Annotated in this window: 9 protein-coding genes, 4 rRNA genes and 1 pseudogene; 11 read left to right on the plus strand and 3 right to left on the minus strand. The window is 62.3% G+C overall.

The genetic code is table 11. From position 1 onward, the window contains the following. Nucleotides 1–46: 46 nt before the first annotated feature. Nucleotides 47–505, plus strand: coding sequence for a DUF3151 family protein (locus tag HNR05_RS15100; protein WP_179579893.1), 459 nt, complete (start codon nt 47–49; stop codon nt 503–505). A gap of 1 nt (nt 506) precedes the next feature. Further along, nucleotides 507–1,793 carry an adenylosuccinate synthase gene (locus tag HNR05_RS15105; RefSeq protein ID WP_179579894.1) on the plus strand — a complete coding sequence of 429 codons (1,287 nt, stop codon included), beginning with the start codon at nt 507–509 and terminating at the stop codon, nt 1,791–1,793. An 85-nt stretch (nt 1,794–1,878) separates the two neighbouring features. Here the strand turns inward: HNR05_RS15105 and HNR05_RS15110 are convergent, their stop codons facing one another. Further along, nucleotides 1,879–3,609 (minus strand): amidase, encoded by a 1,731-nt coding sequence (locus tag HNR05_RS15110; protein ID WP_179579895.1) that lies wholly within the window; start codon nt 3,607–3,609, stop codon nt 1,879–1,881. Between the two features lie 639 nt (nt 3,610–4,248). Here HNR05_RS15110 and HNR05_RS15115 point away from each other — a divergent pair. From HNR05_RS15115 to rrf (HNR05_RS15125), 3 genes are all read left to right on the plus strand, one after another. Then, nucleotides 4,249–5,771: ribosomal RNA gene (locus HNR05_RS15115) — 16S ribosomal RNA — on the plus strand. Nucleotides 5,772–6,244: 473 nt separating this feature from the next. Beyond that, nucleotides 6,245–9,373 (plus strand): 23S ribosomal RNA (locus HNR05_RS15120). Between the two features lie 168 nt (nt 9,374–9,541). Next, nucleotides 9,542–9,658 (plus strand): 5S ribosomal RNA (gene rrf / locus HNR05_RS15125). Together the 16S, 23S and 5S rRNA genes form the textbook arrangement of a ribosomal RNA operon. A gap of 1,538 nt (nt 9,659–11,196) precedes the next feature. On the opposite strand, the gene HNR05_RS15130 is transcribed toward rrf (HNR05_RS15125), so the two are convergent. Next, the gene (locus HNR05_RS15130) at nt 11,197–12,129 is read right to left on the minus strand and encodes a LysR family transcriptional regulator (RefSeq protein WP_179579896.1); all 933 of its coding nucleotides are present in this window, start codon (nt 12,127–12,129) and stop codon (nt 11,197–11,199) included. A gap of 183 nt (nt 12,130–12,312) precedes the next feature. Between HNR05_RS15130 and HNR05_RS15135 the strand changes: the two genes are divergently transcribed. The 6 genes and pseudogenes from HNR05_RS15135 to HNR05_RS15160 all read left to right on the plus strand — a co-directional run bounded on the left by HNR05_RS15135 (nt 12,313) and on the right by HNR05_RS15160 (nt 18,008). Further along, nucleotides 12,313–13,332 (plus strand): YeiH family protein, encoded by a 1,020-nt coding sequence (locus tag HNR05_RS15135; protein WP_343062621.1) that lies wholly within the window; start codon nt 12,313–12,315, stop codon nt 13,330–13,332. 79 nt (nt 13,333–13,411) lie between these two features. After that, nucleotides 13,412–13,528: ribosomal RNA gene (gene rrf / locus HNR05_RS15140) — 5S ribosomal RNA — on the plus strand. 232 nt (nt 13,529–13,760) lie between these two features. Further along, nucleotides 13,761–14,723 (plus strand): DMT family transporter, encoded by a 963-nt coding sequence (locus tag HNR05_RS15145; protein ID WP_343062622.1) that lies wholly within the window; start codon nt 13,761–13,763, stop codon nt 14,721–14,723. 81 nt (nt 14,724–14,804) lie between these two features. Continuing rightward, nucleotides 14,805–15,116 (plus strand): annotated as a pseudogene (locus HNR05_RS17660) (chorismate mutase); the annotation flags it as partial. Between the two features lie 248 nt (nt 15,117–15,364). After that, a complete protein-coding gene (locus tag HNR05_RS15155; RefSeq protein ID WP_179579898.1) occupies nt 15,365–16,297 on the plus strand; it encodes an SDR family NAD(P)-dependent oxidoreductase in 933 nt (310 codons plus the stop codon). Nucleotides 16,298–16,418: 121 nt separating this feature from the next. Further along, nucleotides 16,419–18,008 carry an N-acyl-D-amino-acid deacylase family protein gene (locus HNR05_RS15160; RefSeq protein ID WP_179579899.1) on the plus strand — a complete coding sequence of 530 codons (1,590 nt, stop codon included), beginning with the start codon at nt 16,419–16,421 and terminating at the stop codon, nt 18,006–18,008. 92 nt (nt 18,009–18,100) lie between these two features. Here HNR05_RS15160 and purL read toward each other — a convergent pair whose 3' ends face one another. Next, a complete protein-coding gene (purL, locus tag HNR05_RS15165) occupies nt 18,101–20,410 on the minus strand; it encodes a phosphoribosylformylglycinamidine synthase subunit PurL (protein ID WP_179579900.1) in 2,310 nt (769 codons plus the stop codon). Nucleotides 20,411–20,612: the final 202 nt, after the last annotated feature.

The following is a 20,612-nucleotide window of genomic DNA, read 5'->3' on the forward strand; positions in this document are numbered from 1 at the left end:
CTGCGGCACGGCACCGCACGGACGAGCCCCTGCGATACCATGGGGTGTGCCCGGCGACAATTTGCTCGACCAGCCCGAGATCCTCCTCCCCACAGAACCGGAGGTGCTCGCGGCGCTCAGTCGAACCGCAAGGGCCGAGATCGCCGTCGTTGCGGCAGCGCACCCCACCTCATCGTTGGCCTGGGCCGAACTGGCCGACATCGCGCACGCAGACGGCCGAACGATCGAGTCCTACGCATTTGCCCGCGTCGGCTACCACCGCGGTCTCGATGCCCTGCGCAAGGCCGGGTGGCGCGGACACGGACGCATCCCCTGGAGCCACGAGCCCAATCAGGGCGTTCTGCGTGCGCTCTATGCACTGCGCCGAGCCGCAGGAGAGATCGGCGAGACCGACGAAGTCACACGGCTGACCACATTTTTGAACGATTCCGACGCGACGGCCATCGGCCGGATCGAGTCAGAACACACGACGACTCAGGTGATCACCATCCGAGGAGAGGAATAACATGCCAGCGATCGTACTGATCGGCGCCCAGTGGGGCGACGAGGGCAAGGGGAAGGCGACCGACCTGCTCGGAAGCCGAGTCGACTATGTCGTCAAATTCAACGGCGGAAACAATGCCGGCCACACCGTGGTCGTCGGAACTGAGAAGTACGCGCTGCACCTCCTGCCGTCCGGCATTCTGAGCCCGGGCGTCACCCCGGTCATCTCCAACGGCGTCGTGATCGACCCCGAGGTGCTCTTTGAAGAACTCGATGCACTCAGCTCGCGCGGCGTCGACGTCTCCAAGCTCAAGATCAGTGCGAACGCGCATGTGATCACCCAGTACCACCGCACCCTCGACAAAGTCACCGAACGCTTCCTGGGCAAGCGTCAGATCGGCACAACGGGTCGCGGCATCGGCCCGACCTACGCCGACAAGATCAATCGCGTCGGCATCCGTATTCAAGACCTGTTCGACGAGAACATTCTGCGCCAGAAGGTGGAGGGCGCGCTCGAGCAGAAGAACAACATGCTCGTCAAGATGTACAACCGCCGGGCGATCACCGTCGACGAGATCGTCACTGACCTGCTCAGCTACACCGAGCGCCTGCGCCCCATGGTCGACGACACAGCCCTCACCCTGCACCAGGCTCTCAACGCCGGCAAGACCGTGCTGTTCGAGGGTGGCCAGGCGACGATGCTGGATGTCGACCACGGCACCTACCCGTTCGTCACGTCGTCGAACGCCACGTCGGGCGGCGCGGTGACCGGTTCCGGCATCGCTCCGAACCGCATCGATCGCGTCATCGCCGTGGTCAAGGCCTACACGACCCGTGTCGGCGCCGGCCCGTTCCCGACCGAGTTGTTCGACGACTCGGGTGAGTTCTTGCGCGCCAACGGCTTCGAATTCGGCACCACCACCGGACGTCCGCGCCGCTGTGGTTGGTATGACGCCCCGATCGCGCGCTACACGGCGCGTATCAACGGCGTCACCGACTTCGTGCTCACCAAGCTCGACGTGCTCACCGGTCTCGAGACCATCCCGGTCTGTGTCGCCTATGACGTCGACGGCGTTCGTTTTGACGAGGTCCCGGTCAACCAGTCCGACTTCCACCACGCTGTTCCGATCCTTCAGGAGTTTCCGGGCTGGACCGAGGACATCACCGGCGTGCGTAACTTCGACGACCTGCCGAAGACCGCGCAGGAATACGTGCTCGCTCTCGAGGCAATGAGCGGAGCACGCATCTCGGCCATCGGTGTCGGCCCCGACCGCGAGGCGATCGTGGTGCGTCACGACCTGATCGACTAAACCCCCCGGGGGCTCTCGACGCGCTCGATCAACGAAGTCCCGCTGGTCGAGAGCGTCGAGACCCGGGTGGGTAGGCTTCGGTCTTCTACCGCGAGAGCGGCGGAGTGCGCGGCGGCGCTACCCGACGATCGCCGGTCGCCTCGAACGCCGCGGCGATCTGGAGCAGCGCAGTGTCGTCGTAGGCGCGGCCCGCGAACGTGAGGCCCACGGGCATCCCGATGTCGGCCATCGCACCCATCGGCACCGTCACGGTTGGAATGCCGAGGTGCCGGATCGCAAGGTTCCCGTTCGACACCCAGACACCATTGCGCCAGCCCAGATCGGCTGAGGCCTCGTTCACGTCCATGTCGGACCGACCGACGTCCGCAGCAGCGGGAAAGACTACGGCGTCAAGCCCGAGGTCATCCATCCACTCCTCGAGGTCGATGCGTCGCGTCTCCTCCAGCCCACGGATGCCGGACTCCAGATGCGGAATCTGCGTGAAGTGCTCGACCGGGTGCTCTCTGACCTGCCCCGGGTAATCCGAAATGTCGTCCTCGAACCCGTCGTAACGGTCGGGAAGTGCGCCGTCGGGCTGCGGAAAGATTGACGCGCCATCCACGTCCGCGAGGCGATCCAGAGTCGGATCGCCGTTCGCCCGCAGGAAATCGTCCCAGGCCCAGGCTGAGAGATCGACGATCTCACGTTTCAGGAAATCCGGGCCGACCAGCCCACGTGTGGTGATGGTGGGAGCGCCGGCGCGATCTCCCTCATAGTTCGAAACGGCGGGAAAGTCGACCAGAACAATCTCTGCCCCGGCGGTTTCAAGTGCGCCGCGCGCCGCATCCCAGAGCTCGATGACCGACGCGCGCGTGTCAATGCGCTGCCCGAGCGGACCGCCCAGGCTCGGCCGCGTCGACGTGCCGGCATCCGGGTCGGCATTCACATACATGCGCGGCAGGCCGAATCGTTTGCCGGCCAAGGGGGAAGGCGCCTCCGCCTGGGCCAGATCGCTGTAGTGGGTCGGGCGCACAGCGGATGCCGCGGGCAGGCTGACCCAGGGTTGGGCTCGCCAGAAGTCGCCGCGGGTTTCTGGATCATCCGCGACGATCACCTCGAGCACCTCGAACAGGTCTGCCATGGTGCGGGTGTGTGGCACGACGACATCCATCGTCGGAACGAGTGGCCAGTTACCGCGTGTCGAAATCACACCCCGCGAGGGGGTGTAAGCGCAGAGCGAGTTGTTCGAGGCGGGGGCTCGCCCGCTCGACCACGTCTCTTCACCCAGCCCGAACGCACCGAAGCTCGCCGCGGTCGCGCTACCCGAACCGTTCGACGACCCTGACCCGAACGCGGCCGTCAGATAGTCCCCGTTGTACGGGCTCTCGGCACGCCCATAGACACCACGTTGCATGCCGCCATTTGCCATCGGCGGCATGTTCGTCAGCCCGATCAGCACGGCACCGGCGTTGCGCAACCGCCCAATGGTGAAGGCATCCCATTGCGCGACGAGGTGTTCGAACGCCGGTGAACCGGCCGCCGCAGTCAAGCCGGCAACCAAGTAGCTGTCTTTCGCGGTGTACGGAATGCCATCGAGAGGGCCACGAGTCGCAGCGCGTGCGCGGCGCTCGTCGGATGCGCGGGCGTCGTCGAGCGCGCTGGGATTGGAGACGACGACCGCGTTCAGTCGCGGACCGTTCCGATCGAAGGCAGCGATTCGAGCGAGAGAGGCGGTGACCAGCCCGACGCTGGTGACCCGTCCCGTTTCGAGTGCGGTCCGAAGCTCGGCGATGCTCGCCTCGGCAACCTCGAAGTCGGGGGCGAGCTGGCTCGGCATGGGGTCTCCAACGTTCTTCAGATCATCTGTTGATCACATGATCAACAACCCGCTGAATGTATCGAGGTCGTTGGCCGGTGTCAAGGTCCGAGTCGGCCCGTTCCGCCCTTTCGCCGCGGGGGGAAAGGGGGAGCCCTTTAGGGGTCGGATTCCGACACGCCCGGGTGGCGGGCTGGTTTGCGGGGGTGTGTGGATCCGCGTATTGTTTTCTCTTGTCACCCCACAGGTTCGGAAAGCGAAACGCTCGCCGGCCTCAAGCGGGACCAATCCCAAGCAAAACAAAACGGACTTGTTCGTTCATTCTTTGTTTGATGAGTTTCATCTTCTTCGGGAGGTGGGGCGAAATTGTTTTAGCATCGTTGCCCCAGAGCGAAAGTCACTGTTTCAGTGGCCTGAAGTTGGGTGCGTCCGATCCTTGAGAACTCAACAGCGTGCACAATGTCAAATGCCAAAAACCTCGTACGTAGGGTCCCTTTCTAGGGGGTACCGCGTAGGAGATTCCTTTGGAAAACATTTATAACAACAAAGCAAGTCAGTAATGATTTGTTCTGTCAGTTTCAAACTTGTGTTCTTCCCGCCTATTCCGGTGGTGGAACACACTAGATGTGCCGGTCGCTTCGGTGGCTTGGCAATCAAACATTTACGGAGAGTTTGATCCTGGCTCAGGACGAACGCTGGCGGCGTGCTTAACACATGCAAGTCGAACGGTGAAGAAGAGCTTGCTCTTTGGATCAGTGGCGAACGGGTGAGTAACACGTGAGTAACCTGCCCTTGACTCTGGGATAAGCGTTGGAAACGACGTCTAATACCGGATACGACCCTCGGAGGCATCTCCAGGGGGTGGAAAGAATTTCGGTCAAGGATGGACTCGCGGCCTATCAGCTTGTTGGTGAGGTAATAGCTCACCAAGGCGACGACGGGTAGCCGGCCTGAGAGGGTGACCGGCCACACTGGGACTGAGACACGGCCCAGACTCCTACGGGAGGCAGCAGTGGGGAATATTGCACAATGGGCGAAAGCCTGATGCAGCAACGCCGCGTGAGGGACGACGGCCTTCGGGTTGTAAACCTCTTTTAGTAGGGAAGAAGCGAAAGTGACGGTACCTGCAGAAAAAGCACCGGCTAACTACGTGCCAGCAGCCGCGGTAATACGTAGGGTGCAAGCGTTGTCCGGAATTATTGGGCGTAAAGAGCTCGTAGGCGGTTTGTCGCGTCTGCTGTGAAAACCCGAGGCTCAACCTCGGGCCTGCAGTGGGTACGGGCAGACTAGAGTGCGGTAGGGGAGATTGGAATTCCTGGTGTAGCGGTGGAATGCGCAGATATCAGGAGGAACACCGATGGCGAAGGCAGATCTCTGGGCCGTAACTGACGCTGAGGAGCGAAAGCATGGGGAGCGAACAGGATTAGATACCCTGGTAGTCCATGCCGTAAACGTTGGGAACTAGTTGTGGGGGCCATTCCACGGTCTCCGTGACGCAGCTAACGCATTAAGTTCCCCGCCTGGGGAGTACGGCCGCAAGGCTAAAACTCAAAGGAATTGACGGGGGCCCGCACAAGCGGCGGAGCATGCGGATTAATTCGATGCAACGCGAAGAACCTTACCAAGGCTTGACATATACGAGAACGGGCCAGAAATGGTCAACTCTTTGGACACTCGTAAACAGGTGGTGCATGGTTGTCGTCAGCTCGTGTCGTGAGATGTTGGGTTAAGTCCCGCAACGAGCGCAACCCTCGTCCTATGTTGCCAGCACGTAATGGTGGGAACTCATGGGATACTGCCGGGGTCAACTCGGAGGAAGGTGGGGATGACGTCAAATCATCATGCCCCTTATGTCTTGGGCTTCACGCATGCTACAATGGCCGGTACAAAGGGCTGCAATACCGTAAGGTGGAGCGAATCCCAAAAAGCCGGTCTCAGTTCGGATTGAGGTCTGCAACTCGACCTCATGAAGTCGGAGTCGCTAGTAATCGCAGATCAGCAACGCTGCGGTGAATACGTTCCCGGGCCTTGTACACACCGCCCGTCAAGTCATGAAAGTCGGTAACACCCGAAGCCAGTGGCCTAACCCGCAAGGGGAGGAGCTGTCGAAGGTGGGATCGGTGATTAGGACTAAGTCGTAACAAGGTAGCCGTACCGGAAGGTGCGGCTGGATCACCTCCTTTCTAAGGAGCACGTTCAGCTCTCCTCTGTATACAGGGAGATAACAGCTGACAGTCATACCAACCTGTTCGGGTTGGATGGCGCTCATGGGTGGAACATTGACATTGATGCAAACAGGATGAAGTTGAACTCAGTACGCTCCCTTGCGGGGTTGGAAAGGTTTGGTTTTTGAGGGTTTGTATGACGCACGCTGTTGGGTCCTGAGGGACCGGAACATGAGCCTTTGGGCTGATGAACCTTTCCTCTGGATCTTTTTTCATTCGCAGTCGAGCTGTTTTGCAGCCGCGGATGGGAGGGGATACCGCCCGTACTTTGAGAACTACACAGTGGACGCGAGCATCTTAAATTTGTGCCTTCGGGCATAGATTACAAAGATCAAAAGCACATGAGCCCTTTGGGGTGAGTGTGCATAGATCATTGGTCAATTTCGATCGCGAATTTATTCGTGATACTTAATCGATTCAAACTCATGTGATTTCAAATTTTTAAGAGCAAACGGTGAATGCCTTGGCATGTAGAGCCGAAGAAGGACGTAGTAATCTGCGATAAGCCTCGGGGAGTTGATAAACGAACTTTGATCCGAGGATTTCCGAATGGGGAAACCCCGCCAGGCCCGTAAGGTGACCTGGTGACTCCCGCCTGAATATATAGGGCGGGTAGAGGGAACGTGGGGAAGTGAAACATCTCAGTACCCACAGGAAGAGAAAACAACAGTGATTCCGTTAGTAGTGGCGAGCGAAACCGGATGAGGCTAAACCGATCATGTGTGATAGCCGGCAGGCGTTGCATGGTCGGGGTTGCGGGACTTTTCTGCTGATTCTGCCGAACAGTGAGCGTTACAACGTTGTATAGACGAACAGGATTGAAAGCCTGGTCATAGAGGGTGCGAACCCCGTAGTCGAAATGCAGCAATGGCGCGAAGAGTATCCCAAGTAGCACGGGGCCCGAGAAATCCCGTGTGAATCTGTCAGGACCACCTGATAAGCCTAAATACTCCTACATGACCGATAGTGAACAAGTACCGTGAGGGAAAGGTGAAAAGTACCCCGGGAGGGGAGTGAAATAGTACCTGAAACCGTTTGCTTACAAACCGTTGGAGCCAGTCTGATTCTGGTGACAGCGTGCCTTTTGAAGAATGAGCCTGCGAGTTAGTGATATGTGGCGAGCTTAACCCGAGAGGGGAATGCGTAGCGAAAGCGAGTCTGAATAGGGCGATTCAGTCGCATGTCCTAGACCCGAAGCGAAGTGATCTATCCATGGCCAGGTTGAAGCGACGGTAAGACGTCGTGGAGGACCGAACCCACTTCAGTTGAAAATGGAGGGGATGAGCTGTGGATAGGGGTGAAAGGCCAATCAAACTTCGTGATAGCTGGTTCTCTCCGAAATGCATTTAGGTGCAGCGTTGCGTGTTTCTTGCCGGAGGTAGAGCTACTGGATAGCCGATGGGCCCTAAAAGGTTACTGACGTTAGCCAAACTCCGAATGCCGGTAAGTGAGAGCGCAGCAGTGAGACGGTGGGGGATAAGCTTCATCGTCGAGAGGGAAACAACCCAGACCACCAACTAAGGTCCCAAAGCGCGTGCTAAGTGGGAAAGGATGTGGAGTTGCACAGACAACCAGGAGGTTGGCTTAGAAGCAGCCACCCTTGAAAGAGTGCGTAATAGCTCACTGGTCAAGTGATTCCGCGCCGACAATGTAACGGGGCTCAAGCACGCCACCGAAGTTGTGGCATTGATATTTTTGGTAAGCCGCACCCTTGTGGTGTTGGTTCAGCCGTGTTGATGGGTAGGAGAGCGTCGTGTGGCCAGCGAAGCGGCGGTGTAAACCAGCCGTGGAGGCTACACGAGTGAGAATGCAGGCATGAGTAGCGAAAGACGGGTGAGAAACCCGTCCTCCGAAAGATCAAGGGTTCCAGGGCCAGGTTAATCCGCCCTGGGTAAGTCGGGACCTAAGGCGAGGCCGACAGGCGTAGTCGATGGACAACGGGTTGATATTCCCGTACTGGCGAAAAACCGCCCAAACTAATCCAGTGATGCTAAGTGTCTGAATCCCACTGACTGATCCCTTCGGGGTGAGGCGTTGGGCCTAGCACACGACCCTATGCTGGTGCGGTTAGCGTATTAACAGGTGTGACGCAGGAAGGTAGCTGAGCCGGGCGATGGTTGTCCCGGTCTAAGGATGTAGGCCGAGAGATAGGCAAATCCGTCTCTCATATAAGGTTGAGACCCGATGGGTAGCCCGTATGGGCGAAATCAGTGATCCTATGCTGCCAAGAAAAGCATCGACGCGAGGTTTTAGTCACCCGTACCCCAAACCGACTCAGGTGATCAGGTAGAGAATACTAAGGAGATCGAGAGAATCGTGGTTAAGGAACTCGGCAAAATGCCCCCGTAACTTCGGGAGAAGGGGGGCCTGAGGCGTGTAGGAATTTACTTCCGAAGCGTTTGAAGGCCGCAGAGACCAGTGGGAAGCGACTGTTTACTAAAAACACAGGTCCGTGCCAAGTCGCAAGACGATGTATACGGACTGACGCCTGCCCGGTGCTGGAAGGTTAAGAGGAACGGTTAGCCGTAAGGCGAAGCTGAGAATTTAAGCCCCAGTAAACGGCGGTGGTAACTATAACCATCCTAAGGTAGCGAAATTCCTTGTCGGGTAAGTTCCGACCTGCACGAATGGCGTAACGACTTCCCAGCTGTCTCAACCGCGAACTCGGCGAAATTGCATTACGAGTAAAGATGCTCGTTACGCGCAGCAGGACGGAAAGACCCCGTGACCTTTACTACAGCTTGGTATTGGTGTTCGGTGTGGCTTGTGTAGGATAGGTGGGAGACTTTGAAGCTTGGACGCTAGTTCAGGTGGAGTCATCGTTGAAATACCACTCTGGTCATATTGGATATCTAACTTCGAACCGTGATCCGGTTCAGGGACAGTGCCTGGTGGGTAGTTTAACTGGGGCGGTTGCCTCCTAAAAAGTAACGGAGGCGCCCAAAGGTTCCCTCAACCTGGTTGGCAATCAGGTGTCGAGTGTAAGTGCACAAGGGAGCTTGACTGTGAGACTGACAAGTCGAGCAGGGACGAAAGTCGGGACTAGTGATCCGGCAGTGGCTTGTGGAAGCGCTGTCGCTCAACGGATAAAAGGTACCTCGGGGATAACAGGCTGATCTTGCCCAAGAGTCCATATCGACGGCATGGTTTGGCACCTCGATGTCGGCTCGTCGCATCCTGGGGCTGGAGTAGGTCCCAAGGGTTGGGCTGTTCGCCCATTAAAGCGGTACGCGAGCTGGGTTTAGAACGTCGTGAGACAGTTCGGTCCCTATCCGCTGCGCGCGCAGGAAATTTGAGAAGATCTATCCCTAGTACGAGAGGACCGGGATGGACGAACCTCTGGTGTGTCAGTTGTTCCGCCAGGAGCACCGCTGATTAGCTACGTTCGGAACGGATAACCGCTGAAAGCATCTAAGCGGGAAGCCGGCTTCGAGATGAGATTTCCATCCCTTAGGGGGAGAGGCTCGCAGCTAGACTACTGCGTTGATAGGCCGGATGTGGAAGTGAGGACTAAAGACTCATGGAGCTGACCGGTACTAATAAGCCGATAATTTGATAACACTCAGTTTGAATAAGCTGCTATGCGTCCACTATGTGGTTCTCGATGTACGGTCGAGAACAACCGCCTTCATAGGCAAACAACAATTGAATAGTGCCGTCTTTCGAGTCGGTACACGCAAGATGTTGAAACAACTTGACGACCACCCTGGTGGTTCATCACAAGATGTTTCGGCGGCTATAGCGAGAGGGAAACGCCCGGTCACATTCCGAACCCGGAAGCTAAGGCTCTCAGCGCCGATGGTACTGCAGGGGGGACCCTGTGGGAGAGTAGGACACCGCCGGACTTAACTTAGAAACACACAAGAAAGCCATCCCTTCGGGGGTGGCTTTCTTGCGTTAACGCGCCGCCCGCCGATCGACCCCGCCCACCGATCGACCCACCGTTGATCGAGCCCACGTTGATCGAGCCCACGTTGATCGAGCCCACGTTGATCGAGCGTGTCGAGATCTCGTGACCGTGTCTCGGGGATGGCTCGCCGGGTCTCGACAAGCTCGACCAACGGAAGGGGCGTCGACCAGCGCAACCGTTGATCGAGCCTGTCGAGATCGCGTGACCGTGTCTCGGGGCGGCTCGCCGGGTCTCGACAAGCTCGACCAGCGGAAAGGGGTCGTCGATCGACCCAAACCGTTGATCGAGCGTGTCGAGATCTCGTGACTGCGTCTCGGGGATGGCTCGCCGGGTCTCGACACGCTCGACCAACGGAAGGGGCGTCGACCAGCGCAACCGTTGATCGAGCGTGTCGAGATCAGGTGAGGGCGTCTCGGGGGCGGCTCGCCGGGTCTCGACAAGCTCGACCAGCGGAATGGGCGTTGACCAGCGCAACCGTTGATCGAGCGTGTCGAGATCTCGTGACCGTGTCTTGGGGATGGCTCGCCGGGTCTCGACAAGCTCGACCAACGGAAGGGGCGTCGACCAGCGCAACCGTTGATCGAGCCTGTCGAGATCTCGTGAGTGCGTCTCGGGGTGGCTCGCCGGGTCTCGACAAGCTCGACCAACGGAAAGGGGTCGTTGATCGATCCCACCGTTGATCGATCCCACCGTTGATCGAGCTTGTCGAGATCTCGTGAGTGCGTCTCGGGGGTGGCTCGCCGGGTCTCGAGGAGCACGACCAGCGGAATGGGCGTTGACCAGCGCAACCGTTGATCGAGCGTGTCGAGATCTCGTGACCGTGTCTTGGGGATGGCTCGCCGGGTCTCGACAAGCTCGACCAACGGAAGGGGCGTCGACCAGCGCAACCGTTGATCGAGCCTGTCGAGATCTCGTGACCGTGTCTCGGGGATGGCTCGCCGGGTCTCGACGAGCTCGACCAACGGAATGGGCGTCGACCAGCGCAACCGTTGATCGAGCGTGTCGAGATCTCGTGACCGTGTCTCGGGGTGGCTCGCCGGGTCTCGACGAGCTCGACCAGCGGAAGGGGCGTCGACCAGCGCAACCGTTGATCGAGCCTGTCGAGATCTCGTGACCGTGTCTCGGGGGCGGCTCGCCGGGTCTCGACGAGCTCGACCAGCGGAAGGGGCGTCGACCAGCGCAACCGTTGATCGAGCGTGTCGAGATCACGTGAGTGCGTCTCGGGGGTGGCTCGCCGGGTCTCGACAAGCTCGACCAACGGAAAGGGGTCGTCGTTGATCGATCCCACCGTTGATCGAGCCTGTCGAGATCGCGTGACCGTGTCTTGGGGATGGCTCGCCGGGTCTCGACGAGCTCGACCAACGGAAAGGGGTCGTCGTTGATCGATCCCACCGTTGATCGAGCCTGTCGAGATCTCGTGACCGTGTCTCGGGGCGGCTCGCCGAGTCTCGACCGGCGCAACAGCCGACGAGGTCACGTCTGGCGCCGGGCCACCGCGATCAGATCCTGGGCGGCCTGTTCGGCCGGGTGAGGACCGCTCAGCCAGATCGCCGAGAGCCGCCGGCGCAGCGTCACGCCCGTCACAGTGACGGCGACGAGACGGCCGAGAGCGAGATCATCCGCGATGGCCAAATGACTCAGCACGCCCGGCGCGAGTCCGGAGGCAATCGCGGAGCGCACCGCGGCCGTACCAGCCAGCTCGATGAGCGGGCTGGCAAGCTCGTCGATTCCATCCGGCGATGAGCGGAGCAACTGCTCTAACGCGGTGCGCGTGCCCGAGCCCTCCTCGCGCGTGACCAGCGGTGTTCGGGCCAACTCCCTCGCGGAGAGTGGAGTCCGTCGTCTGGCCCAGGGGTGGCCAGGTGCCACCGCGACGTGCAGCGTATCCCAGCCAACCGGGGTCGAGCGGATGTCGGCGGGGATCTCGGGCGTCTCGATGAACCCGAGTGGCACGCTGCCGTCACGCACAAGCGCGATCACCTTCTCGCTGTTCGTGACCGTTTGGCCGATCTGGGTAGTGGTGTCGCCCGCAAGCGTCTGCTGCCTGCGCAACGCGAGCAGCCAGCGCGGCAAAAGGTACTCGGCGATTGTCAGGCTCGCGGCCACAGGGAGCTGGAGTGTTGCCGCGGACCGCAGGGACTCGATGCCGGCCTCGAGGCGTTCCGCGGCAGCGATCACGTCGCCGGCCCAGTTGGCGACGATCAGGCCGGTTGGCGTGAGGGTGGAGCCGCGAGCCGAGCGCCGCACGAGGGTGGCACCCACGGTGACCTCGATGGCACGCATGCGCGCCGACACTGCCTGCTGGGAGATTCCGAGCCGCTGACCCACCTGGGTCAGGCTGCCGAGGTCGCCGAGCGCGACGAGCATCTGAAGATCGGACAGGCCGGGAACACGTGAGCCGAGCATGATCCTCCATCCACAACGTCAGGTTGTGACCAGACAAGGATATGCCCTCTACTGTCGCTGTGCCGTGGCGATGAAAGTAGAAGTGTGAAGAAAATCTCTCCCACTCAGGATCCACCCGCCACCGTATCCTCAGCCACCGTATCCTCAGCCACCGTATCCTCAGCCACCGTATCCTCAGCCACCGTGTCCGCCGGGCAGCTGACGCGCCGCCGTCCGCGCACCGTGCGCTGGCTGCCGGGAGTGACCGCCGCGGGTCTGGCGACGTTGGCCGCGTGGGGCATTCATCTTCTCGTTCCTGCTGTGCCGCTGCTCACCGCTGCGGTGGCGCTCGGCGTGATCGTGGCCCAGATCCCTGTAGCGAGGCCTGCCCTTGTGGGGCCGCTCGCGCCGGGACTGGGTCTCGCAGCGAAGCGCCTGATGCGCGTCGGGATCGTGCTGCTCGGACTGAAGCTCAGCCTGATCGACATTGCGCATCTGGGCTGGGTTGCCGTGGCCACGGTGATTGCGGTATTGGTGATCACCTTCGTTGGCACATACTGGCTGGGACGCCTGTTCAAGCTGCCGGGCCAGCAGCCGCTTCTGATCGCGACCGGCTTCTCGATCTGCGGAGCATCGGCCATCGGTGCGATGAGCGGAGTGGTGAAGTCGAAAGACGAAGACACAGCCATCCCCGTCGCGCTCGTGACACTCTGCGGAACCCTGGCCATCGCGGTGCTGCCGCTGCTGTGGCATCCGCTCGGCTTTACCGAACTGCAGTTCGGGCACTGGGTCGGTGCCAGTGTTCATGATGTCGGCCAAGTCGTCGCGATCGCCCAGATGGCCGGGCCGCCCGCACTGGCCGTCGCCATCGTCGTGAAACTCACCCGAGTGCTCATGCTCGCGCCCATGGTCGCCATCGCTTCGGTTGCGACACGTCGACGCGAGGGGCCTGTCACCGCAGGCAAGCGGCCACCGATCGTCCCGCTCTTCGTAGTCGGTTTCATCGCCGCCATGCTGCTGCGCACCTGTGTCGCGATTCCCGAACCTATCGCCGAGCTGTTCGATATCGCACAGACGATTGTGTTGGCGATGGCGCTGTTCGGCCTCGGCACGGCCGTGCGGCTTCGGGAGCTCGTGCGCACCGGGTGGCGCGCCGTGATGGTCGCCTTTCTGTCCTGGGCGCTGATCGGCGTCCTGGCCTGGGGTGCCGTCCAACTCGGCTAGTGGCTCGTGGCCGGCGGCCGATGGTCAGCCGCCCGCTGAATTGCACGTATGCTTAGGGCATAACAAAACTATGTGCTGTTTCGGTGGCCATAGCGAGAGGGAAACGCCCGGTCACATTCCGAACCCGGAAGCTAAGGCTCTCAGCGCCGATGGTACTGCAGGGGGGACCCTGTGGGAGAGTAGGACACCGCCGGACTCCATTTTGAGAAAGCCACCCTTCGGGGTGGCTTTCTTGCTTTAACCGTTCCCTCTCTACACGGTGGTGCTGATAACCCCCCGCATCGCTTTCGACCGCACTGGAAGTGGTCCGGCGCTGCGTTTCATCGTCAACACCGGTTGAAGGATTTCTTCGCGTAAACGTGGACGTCCGAGTGGTTGGAGTTCACAGGGATGATTCGGAGGTCTGCGCGGGGAGGTACTGTCGATAAGTGAGCGCAACCCCCGGAACTGGCAAGGCCCTCGTCACCCTGCAGTTTCTCGGCATGGGACTCACCTGGGGCGCCAGTTTTCTGTTCATAAAGATTGCGCTCGACGGGGTGAGTTTCGGGCAGGTGGCGTGGTCGCGGTTGGTGCTCGGCGGTCTGACGCTCGGAGTGGTTGTGCTCGTCGTTCGCCCACGAGTCAACGGCGGACCGGTCCTGCCGCGTGAGCCCATCGTCTGGCTGCATTTTCTCGTGATCGCGATCACCGGGTGTGTCATTCCGTACCTCCTCTTTGCCTGGGCCGAGCAATACGTGTCGTCGAGCCTCGCGAGCATCTACAACGCGGTGACGCCGATCATGACCGCGGTGTTGGCGACATTCGCGTTTCGCGTCGAGAAGCTCGGTCGCGGTCAGATCCTCGGGGTGTTCGTCGGTGTCGTCGGGGTTGTTGTGATCATCGCGCCCTGGCAGTACGCCACTGTGACGGGCGACTTCTGGGGGCAAATCGCGTGCCTGGCCGCATCCGCCAGCTATGGCTTCACCTTTGGGTATACGCGTAAATTCCTCAGCGGCAGACCCATCGCGGGGAGCACCTTCGCCTTCTTGAATATCGGCGTGGCCGGCGCGATCATGCTTCTGCTCACACCGGTGATTGCCGGGCAACCCGTCACGCTCAGTCTGCCCATCGTGTTCGGTCTGCTCGCCCTCGGCTGCCTCGGGACCGGTGTCGTCTACATCTGGAACATCAACGTTCTGCGCGCCTGGGGGCCCACGAGTGTGTCGACCGTGACCTATATCACCCCGATCGTGGGTGTGGTGCTCGGGGTGCTGGTGCTCTCCGAGACCTTCTCGTGGCATGAGCCGGTCGGGGCGGCGTTCGTGCTCGTCGGAATTCTGCTCGCGCAGAAGCGGTTGACGCTGGGGCGGTTCGGTGCGCGAACGACGGATGCCGTGGGCGAGAGGCTGTAGCCGGCTGAACGGTGTCGGTGAGTGTCATGAAACGGCTGTGTGGATGAAGCCGTGATTCCGCCGCTGCATTATCGTCAGACTATGACCGCACACGAGAACATCCCCGCCGATGACGCCCAGGCAGTTCTCGATGACCTGAACGAGTTTCGTCAGAGTATCGACAACATCGACGCCGCACTCATCCATTTGCTGGCCGAGCGGTTCAAATGCACGCAGAAAGTGGGCAAGCTGAAGGCCGAGCATGGTCTGCCGGCCTCTGATCCGGGTCGCGAAGCGCGCCAGATTCAGCGGTTGCGCGCGCTCGCCGAGGGTGCGCACCTCGATCCGGCGTTTGCCGAAAAGTGGTTCAACTTCGTCGTGGCCGAAGTGATCCACCACCACGTGAAACTTGCGACGCCTGCGACTGCACCTGCACCTGCACCTGCGCTTGCGGCTGCGACTCCTGCGGCTGCGGCTGCGCCTACGCCTGCGTCGGGGCCCACTCCCGGCGACCGTCGTGCCACGGTCGCGCTGCCTGCTCACACCGCTGTGGCTCCCGTACATCCGAATCCCGTGCACTCTGATCCGGCGCATCCGAATCCAGCCCCGGCGACTCCCGCCGGCGCGGCTCGGCCGAAGCCCTCACCGACGCGTCCGTCGGCATGAGCTGGGATCCGGCGGTGCTGCCGTCGCAGGCAGGCAAGACGATCGTCGTCACGGGGGCCAACGCAGGTCTCGGCTACTTCACGAGTGAGACACTTGCCCGCGCGGGGGCGCAGGTCGTGCTCGCCTGCCGGAATCCGATCAAGGCGGATGCCGCCGCCACAGCAATCCGCGGCCGGGTGCCCGGCGCCGTCGTGTCGACCCTGTCGCTTGACACCGCCGATCTCGAATCGGTCCGTCGCGCCGCCGCCGAGCTGAACGAGCTGCCGCGCATCGACGCGCTGATTCTGAACGCCGGAATCGTGCACCCCCCGAAGGACCGGGAAGTGAGCCTCGACGGCAACGAGCTCGTTCTCGCTACCAACTATCTCGGACACTTCGCTCTCGCAGCGCAGACGCTCCCGGTGCTGCAACGCACGCCGGGCAGCCGCGTGATCCCCGTGGGCTCACTGATCACGCGCCTGATGGATTCGGCACTGACCGACCTGCAGCTTGAAACTCGCTACAACTCTGCGACGGCCTACGCGCAGTCCAAGATCGCGATGCAGGTGTTCGGCTTCGAGCTCGACCGGCGCCTGCGCGCGGCCGGGCTCGGCGGGAGCGACGGCGTGCGCAGCGTGGTCGCGCACCCGGGGTATTCGATTTCGGGCCGCACCCCGGGCATTCGTGGGGTGAACGAGCCGGGGCTGATGAAACGCTTCGTCGACAACCTTCAAGCCCCGTTCACTCAGGGCAAGAATCGCGGCGCGTTCGCGATCGTGCGCGCCGCCGTTGACCCGGATGCCACGGGCGGTCAGTACTACGGCCCGCGGTTCGTGGTCAAAGGGCGGCCGGCGTTGCAGACTCCCACCCGCACGTCGACGGATCGTCGGGTCGCCGAGCGGCTCTGGACCGAGTCTGAGCAGATCACGGGGGTCACCTTCGCGCTGTAGCGGCGGGCGTGGTCGGATGCTCCCCTACTATTGAGCATATGCGCACATAGCGCAACGCCCGTGCATATGTTGCAACACGCACAGGGCTGGCTCCTGCTCGACCAGAGAATGGCGTGGAACGATGGCTGCTTCTGTTGCGGAACCCCGGCGCGTGCTGCGTCACGCCCTGGTTGTCGACGGCGGCGGGGGAAGCCCGCGCGCCGCCGACCTCGCCATCCGTGGCAGCGTGATCGAGCAGATCGGGGAGGTTGCGGCCCAGCCCGGCGACATCGACCACGACGTCAACGGTCGCCTGCTCATGCCGGGCTTCATCGATGCGCACTCGCACACCGACGCGCTGCTCTTTGATGAGGACGTGCAACTCGCCCAGCTGCGCCAGGGCGTCACGACGGTGATCGGAGGCCAAGACGGGGTCTCATTCGCACCGGGCGACGGACGCTACGCGAGCGAGTATTTCGCCGCGATCAACGGTGAGCACCCCCGCTATCGGGGCGACACAGTGGCGGATCTGCTTGCGACATTCGATCACACGACCCGCCTCAACTTCGCGTACCTCGTGCCGGCTGGCACGGTTCGGAATGAAGTGATGGGACGCGACACCAGCCCGGCCACCGCCGAGCAGCTGCGACGGATGCGTCAGCTTGTCGCCACGGGTTTGCAGCACGGAGCGGTCGGTCTGTCCAGCGGCCTCGACTATGTGCCCGGGATCTTCGCCGACACCGCCGAGCTTGCGGCATTGGCCGAGCCCGTTGCGCAGGCCGGTGCTGTCTACGTGAGTCATATGCGGGGAGGGTACGAGGCGAATTCGGCCGAGGGAACGAACGAAATCGCGCGGATCTGCGCGCAGTCGGGGGTGACCGCACATATCTCGCATTTTCATGCCGAGGCCGACACTCTGCTGCCTTTGCTCGCCGAGTTGCAGGAGGCCGGCCACGACGTGAGCTTCGACGCGTACCCGTACACACGCGGATGCACCCTGCTCGCCATGCCTCTCCTTCCGCCCGAACTCTCGGTGCGGCCCGCCGCCGAGATCCTCGAAGCGTTGTCGTCTCCCACCCGGCGTGAGGCACTGCGCACTGACTGGTTTCCCCAGGTCGCGCTGAAGCCCAGCCTCGGTCCGCTCTGGCCCGAGATGATCACACTCGGCCACATCGCAGCTCCGGACTTCGGATGGGCCCACGGACTGACTCTCGCTGCGGCAGCCGAAAAGTCTGGGCAGGATGCCATCGATTTTGCTCTCGACGTGCTGATCGCCTCGCGCCTCGAGGTGAATGCGGTGATGGCGGTGCGCTTCGAACGTTCGGTGGCCGAGCTCGGCCGCATTATTGCAAGCACCAGCCTCCTGGGCGGCTCCGACGGAATTTTCGTCGGAGCGCATCCGCATCCGCGTGCCCGGGGAACGTTTGCCCGCTATCTGCGCGAGTACGTGCGGGAGCACGGCTTTCTGAGCTGGGAGTCGGCTGCCGTGCAGCTCGCGGCCCGGCCGGCCGAGCGGTTCAGCCTCGGTCGGCGCGGGCAACTGCGGGAGGGGTGGCTGGCGGATGTCATTGTCGTCGACCCGAAGCGGGTCACGGATGCGGCAACCTACGAGAATCCGCTGCGGGTAGCCACTGGCATCGACGACGTGTTCGTCGCCGGGGAACCGGTGCTCCACGGTGGCCGTCTCACGGCGGCCTTGCCCGGCCGGGGTCTGCGGCGCGCGACCTCCTGATAAGCCGGGTGCGGCGGCGGCGCCCGCGCGGGAAAGTGAAATGGCCGCCCACCCAACGGTGAGCGGCCATCCATGGGGATGCGGACGGGCCGTTAGGCGCCGACCGTCGGGCCGAAGTGCGCCGGCAGCGTGCCGCGGTGACGGGCGCGCAGGTCATCGAGAGTGATCGTGAACTGGTCCTGGATCTCGAGGCCCGGCGCCGTGGCATCCGTGACTCCGATGCGCAGCACCGGGTAGTTGCGTCCTTCGCAGAGGCCGAGGAACTTCACGTCGTCTTCACGCGGCACCGACACGATGACCCGGCCGGCCGACTCCGAGAAGAGGGCGGTCGCCGCGTCGATACCGTCGCGCTCACAGATGTCGCCGAGCCAGACGCGGGCGCCAACGCCGAAGCGCATCACCGATTCGGCGAGGGTCTGGGCCAGGCCGCCCTCGCTGAGGTCGTGCGCGCTGTCGATGAGCGAACCCTGGCTGGCCGAATGCAACAGGCCGGCCAGCGTGGCCTCACCCGCGAGGTCGACCACCGGCGGACGGCCACCGAGGTGGTCGTGCACGACGCCGGCCCAGGCCGATCCGTCGAGCTCTTCGCGCGTGATGCCGAGCAGGTAGATGTTGTGTCCGTCGTCCTGCCAGCCACTCGGCACGCGCCGTGCGACGTCGTCGATCACGCCGAGCACGGCGATCACCGGCGTCGGGTGGATCGGCACGTCACCGGTCTGGTTGTAGAAGGAGACGTTACCGCCCGTGACGGGGATCTCAAGCGCGAGGCATCCGTCGGAGAGACCCTCGACGGTCTGGCTGAACTGCCACATGACCTCGGGGTTCTCGGGTGAACCGAAGTTCAGGCAGTCGCTGATGCCGACGGGCACGGCGCCGGTCGCTGCGACGTTGCGGTAGGCCTCGGCCAGGGCCAACTGCGCACCGCGGTACGGGTCGAGCTGGCAGTAGCGACCGTTGGCATCTGTCGCGACGGCGAAGCCGAGACCCGACTCTTCGTCGATGCGAATCATGCCGCCGTCGTCGGGGAACGACAGCGCCGTGTTGCCCATCACATAGTGGTCGTACTGGTCGGTGATCCAACTCGGGTCGGCCAGGTTCGGTGAGCCGAGCAGGGCAAGGAACTGCTCGCGCAGAGTCTCGGCGTCGGTGGCGCGGGGAAGAGCGGATGCCGAGTCGGCCTGCAGCGCGTCGATCCAGGTGGGGTAGGCGACCGGACGGTCGTAAACTGGCCCGTCGACGGCGACGGTGCGCGGGTCGACGTTGACGATCTCTTCGCCGTGCCAGTTGATGATCAGGCGGCCGGAGTCAGTGACCTCACCGAGCACACTGGTCTCGACGTCCCACTTGTCGGTCACGGCGAGGAAGCCGTCAAGCTTCTCGGGCGTCACGATGGCCATCATGCGCTCCTGGCTTTCGGACATCAGGATCTCTTCGGCGGTGAGCGTGGGGTCGCGCAGCAGCACCTTTTCAAGTTCGATGAACATGCCGCCGTCGCCGTTGGAGGCCAGCTCGCTCGTTGCGCAGGAGATGCCGGCGGCACCGAGGTCTTGAATGCCCTCGACGAGCTTCTCGCGGTAAAGCTCGAGACAGCACTCGATCAGCACCTTTTCGGCGAACGGGTCGCCGACCTGCACGGCCGGACGCTTGGTCGGGCCACCATCACTGAAGGTGTCGGAGGCCAGAATGGAGGCGCCGCCGATACCGTCGCCGCCCGTGCGCGCACCGAAGAGAACGACCTTGTTGCCGGCACCCGTGGCGTTGGCCAGGTGCAGATCTTCGTGGCGCAGTACGCCCACCGAGAGGGCGTTGACGAGGGGGTTGGCCTGGTAGACCGAGTCGAAGACCGTCTCGCCGCCGATGTTGGGCAGGCCGAGACAGTTGCCGTACGCCGAGATGCCGGCGACGACGCCGTGTACGACGCGTGCGGTGTCGGGATGGTCGATGGCGCCGAAGCGCAGGGCATCCATCACCGCGACCGGACGGGCGCCCATCGAGATAATGTCGCGCACGATGCCGCCGACGCCGGTTGCGGCGCCCTGGAACGGCTCAATGTAAGAGGGGTGGTTGTGGCTTTCGATCTTGAAGGTGACGGCCCAGCCCTCGCCCACGTCGAGAACGCCGGCGTTCTCGCCCATGCCGACCATCAGGTTCTTCTTCATGGCCGGAGTGACCTTCTGGCCGAATTGGCGCAGATAGTTCTTCGAGCTCTTGTAGGAGCAGTGCTCGCTCCACATCACCGAGTACATGGCGAGTTCGCCGCTCGTGGGGCGGCGGCCCAGAATTTCGCGGATCATCGCGTACTCGTCGGACTTGAGGCCGAGAGCATCGTACGGCTGCTCTTTCTCAGGCGTGGCGATCGCGTTGGATACGGTGTCGGCTGCGGGTCGGACGGCTACGGTCACGCGGCATGGCTCCTTGAAAGTGGCGGGAATGCACTTGACATTCTACCGCCAGACGGATGCCGCACGGCCGGGCCCGATCTCGACCCTCACCCCGCGCGAGAGTGCAGTTGTTGTTGCCTCGCGCGCGCCGAAGCAACAACAACTGCACTCTCGCGGAGGCGGAGGCGGAGGCGGAGCCGGCGGGGAAGGGGCGGCGGACCCG

It is taken from the genome of Leifsonia psychrotolerans (assembly GCF_013410665.1).
GTDB classification, from domain to species: Bacteria; Actinomycetota; Actinomycetes; order Actinomycetales; family Microbacteriaceae; genus Cryobacterium; species Cryobacterium psychrotolerans_A.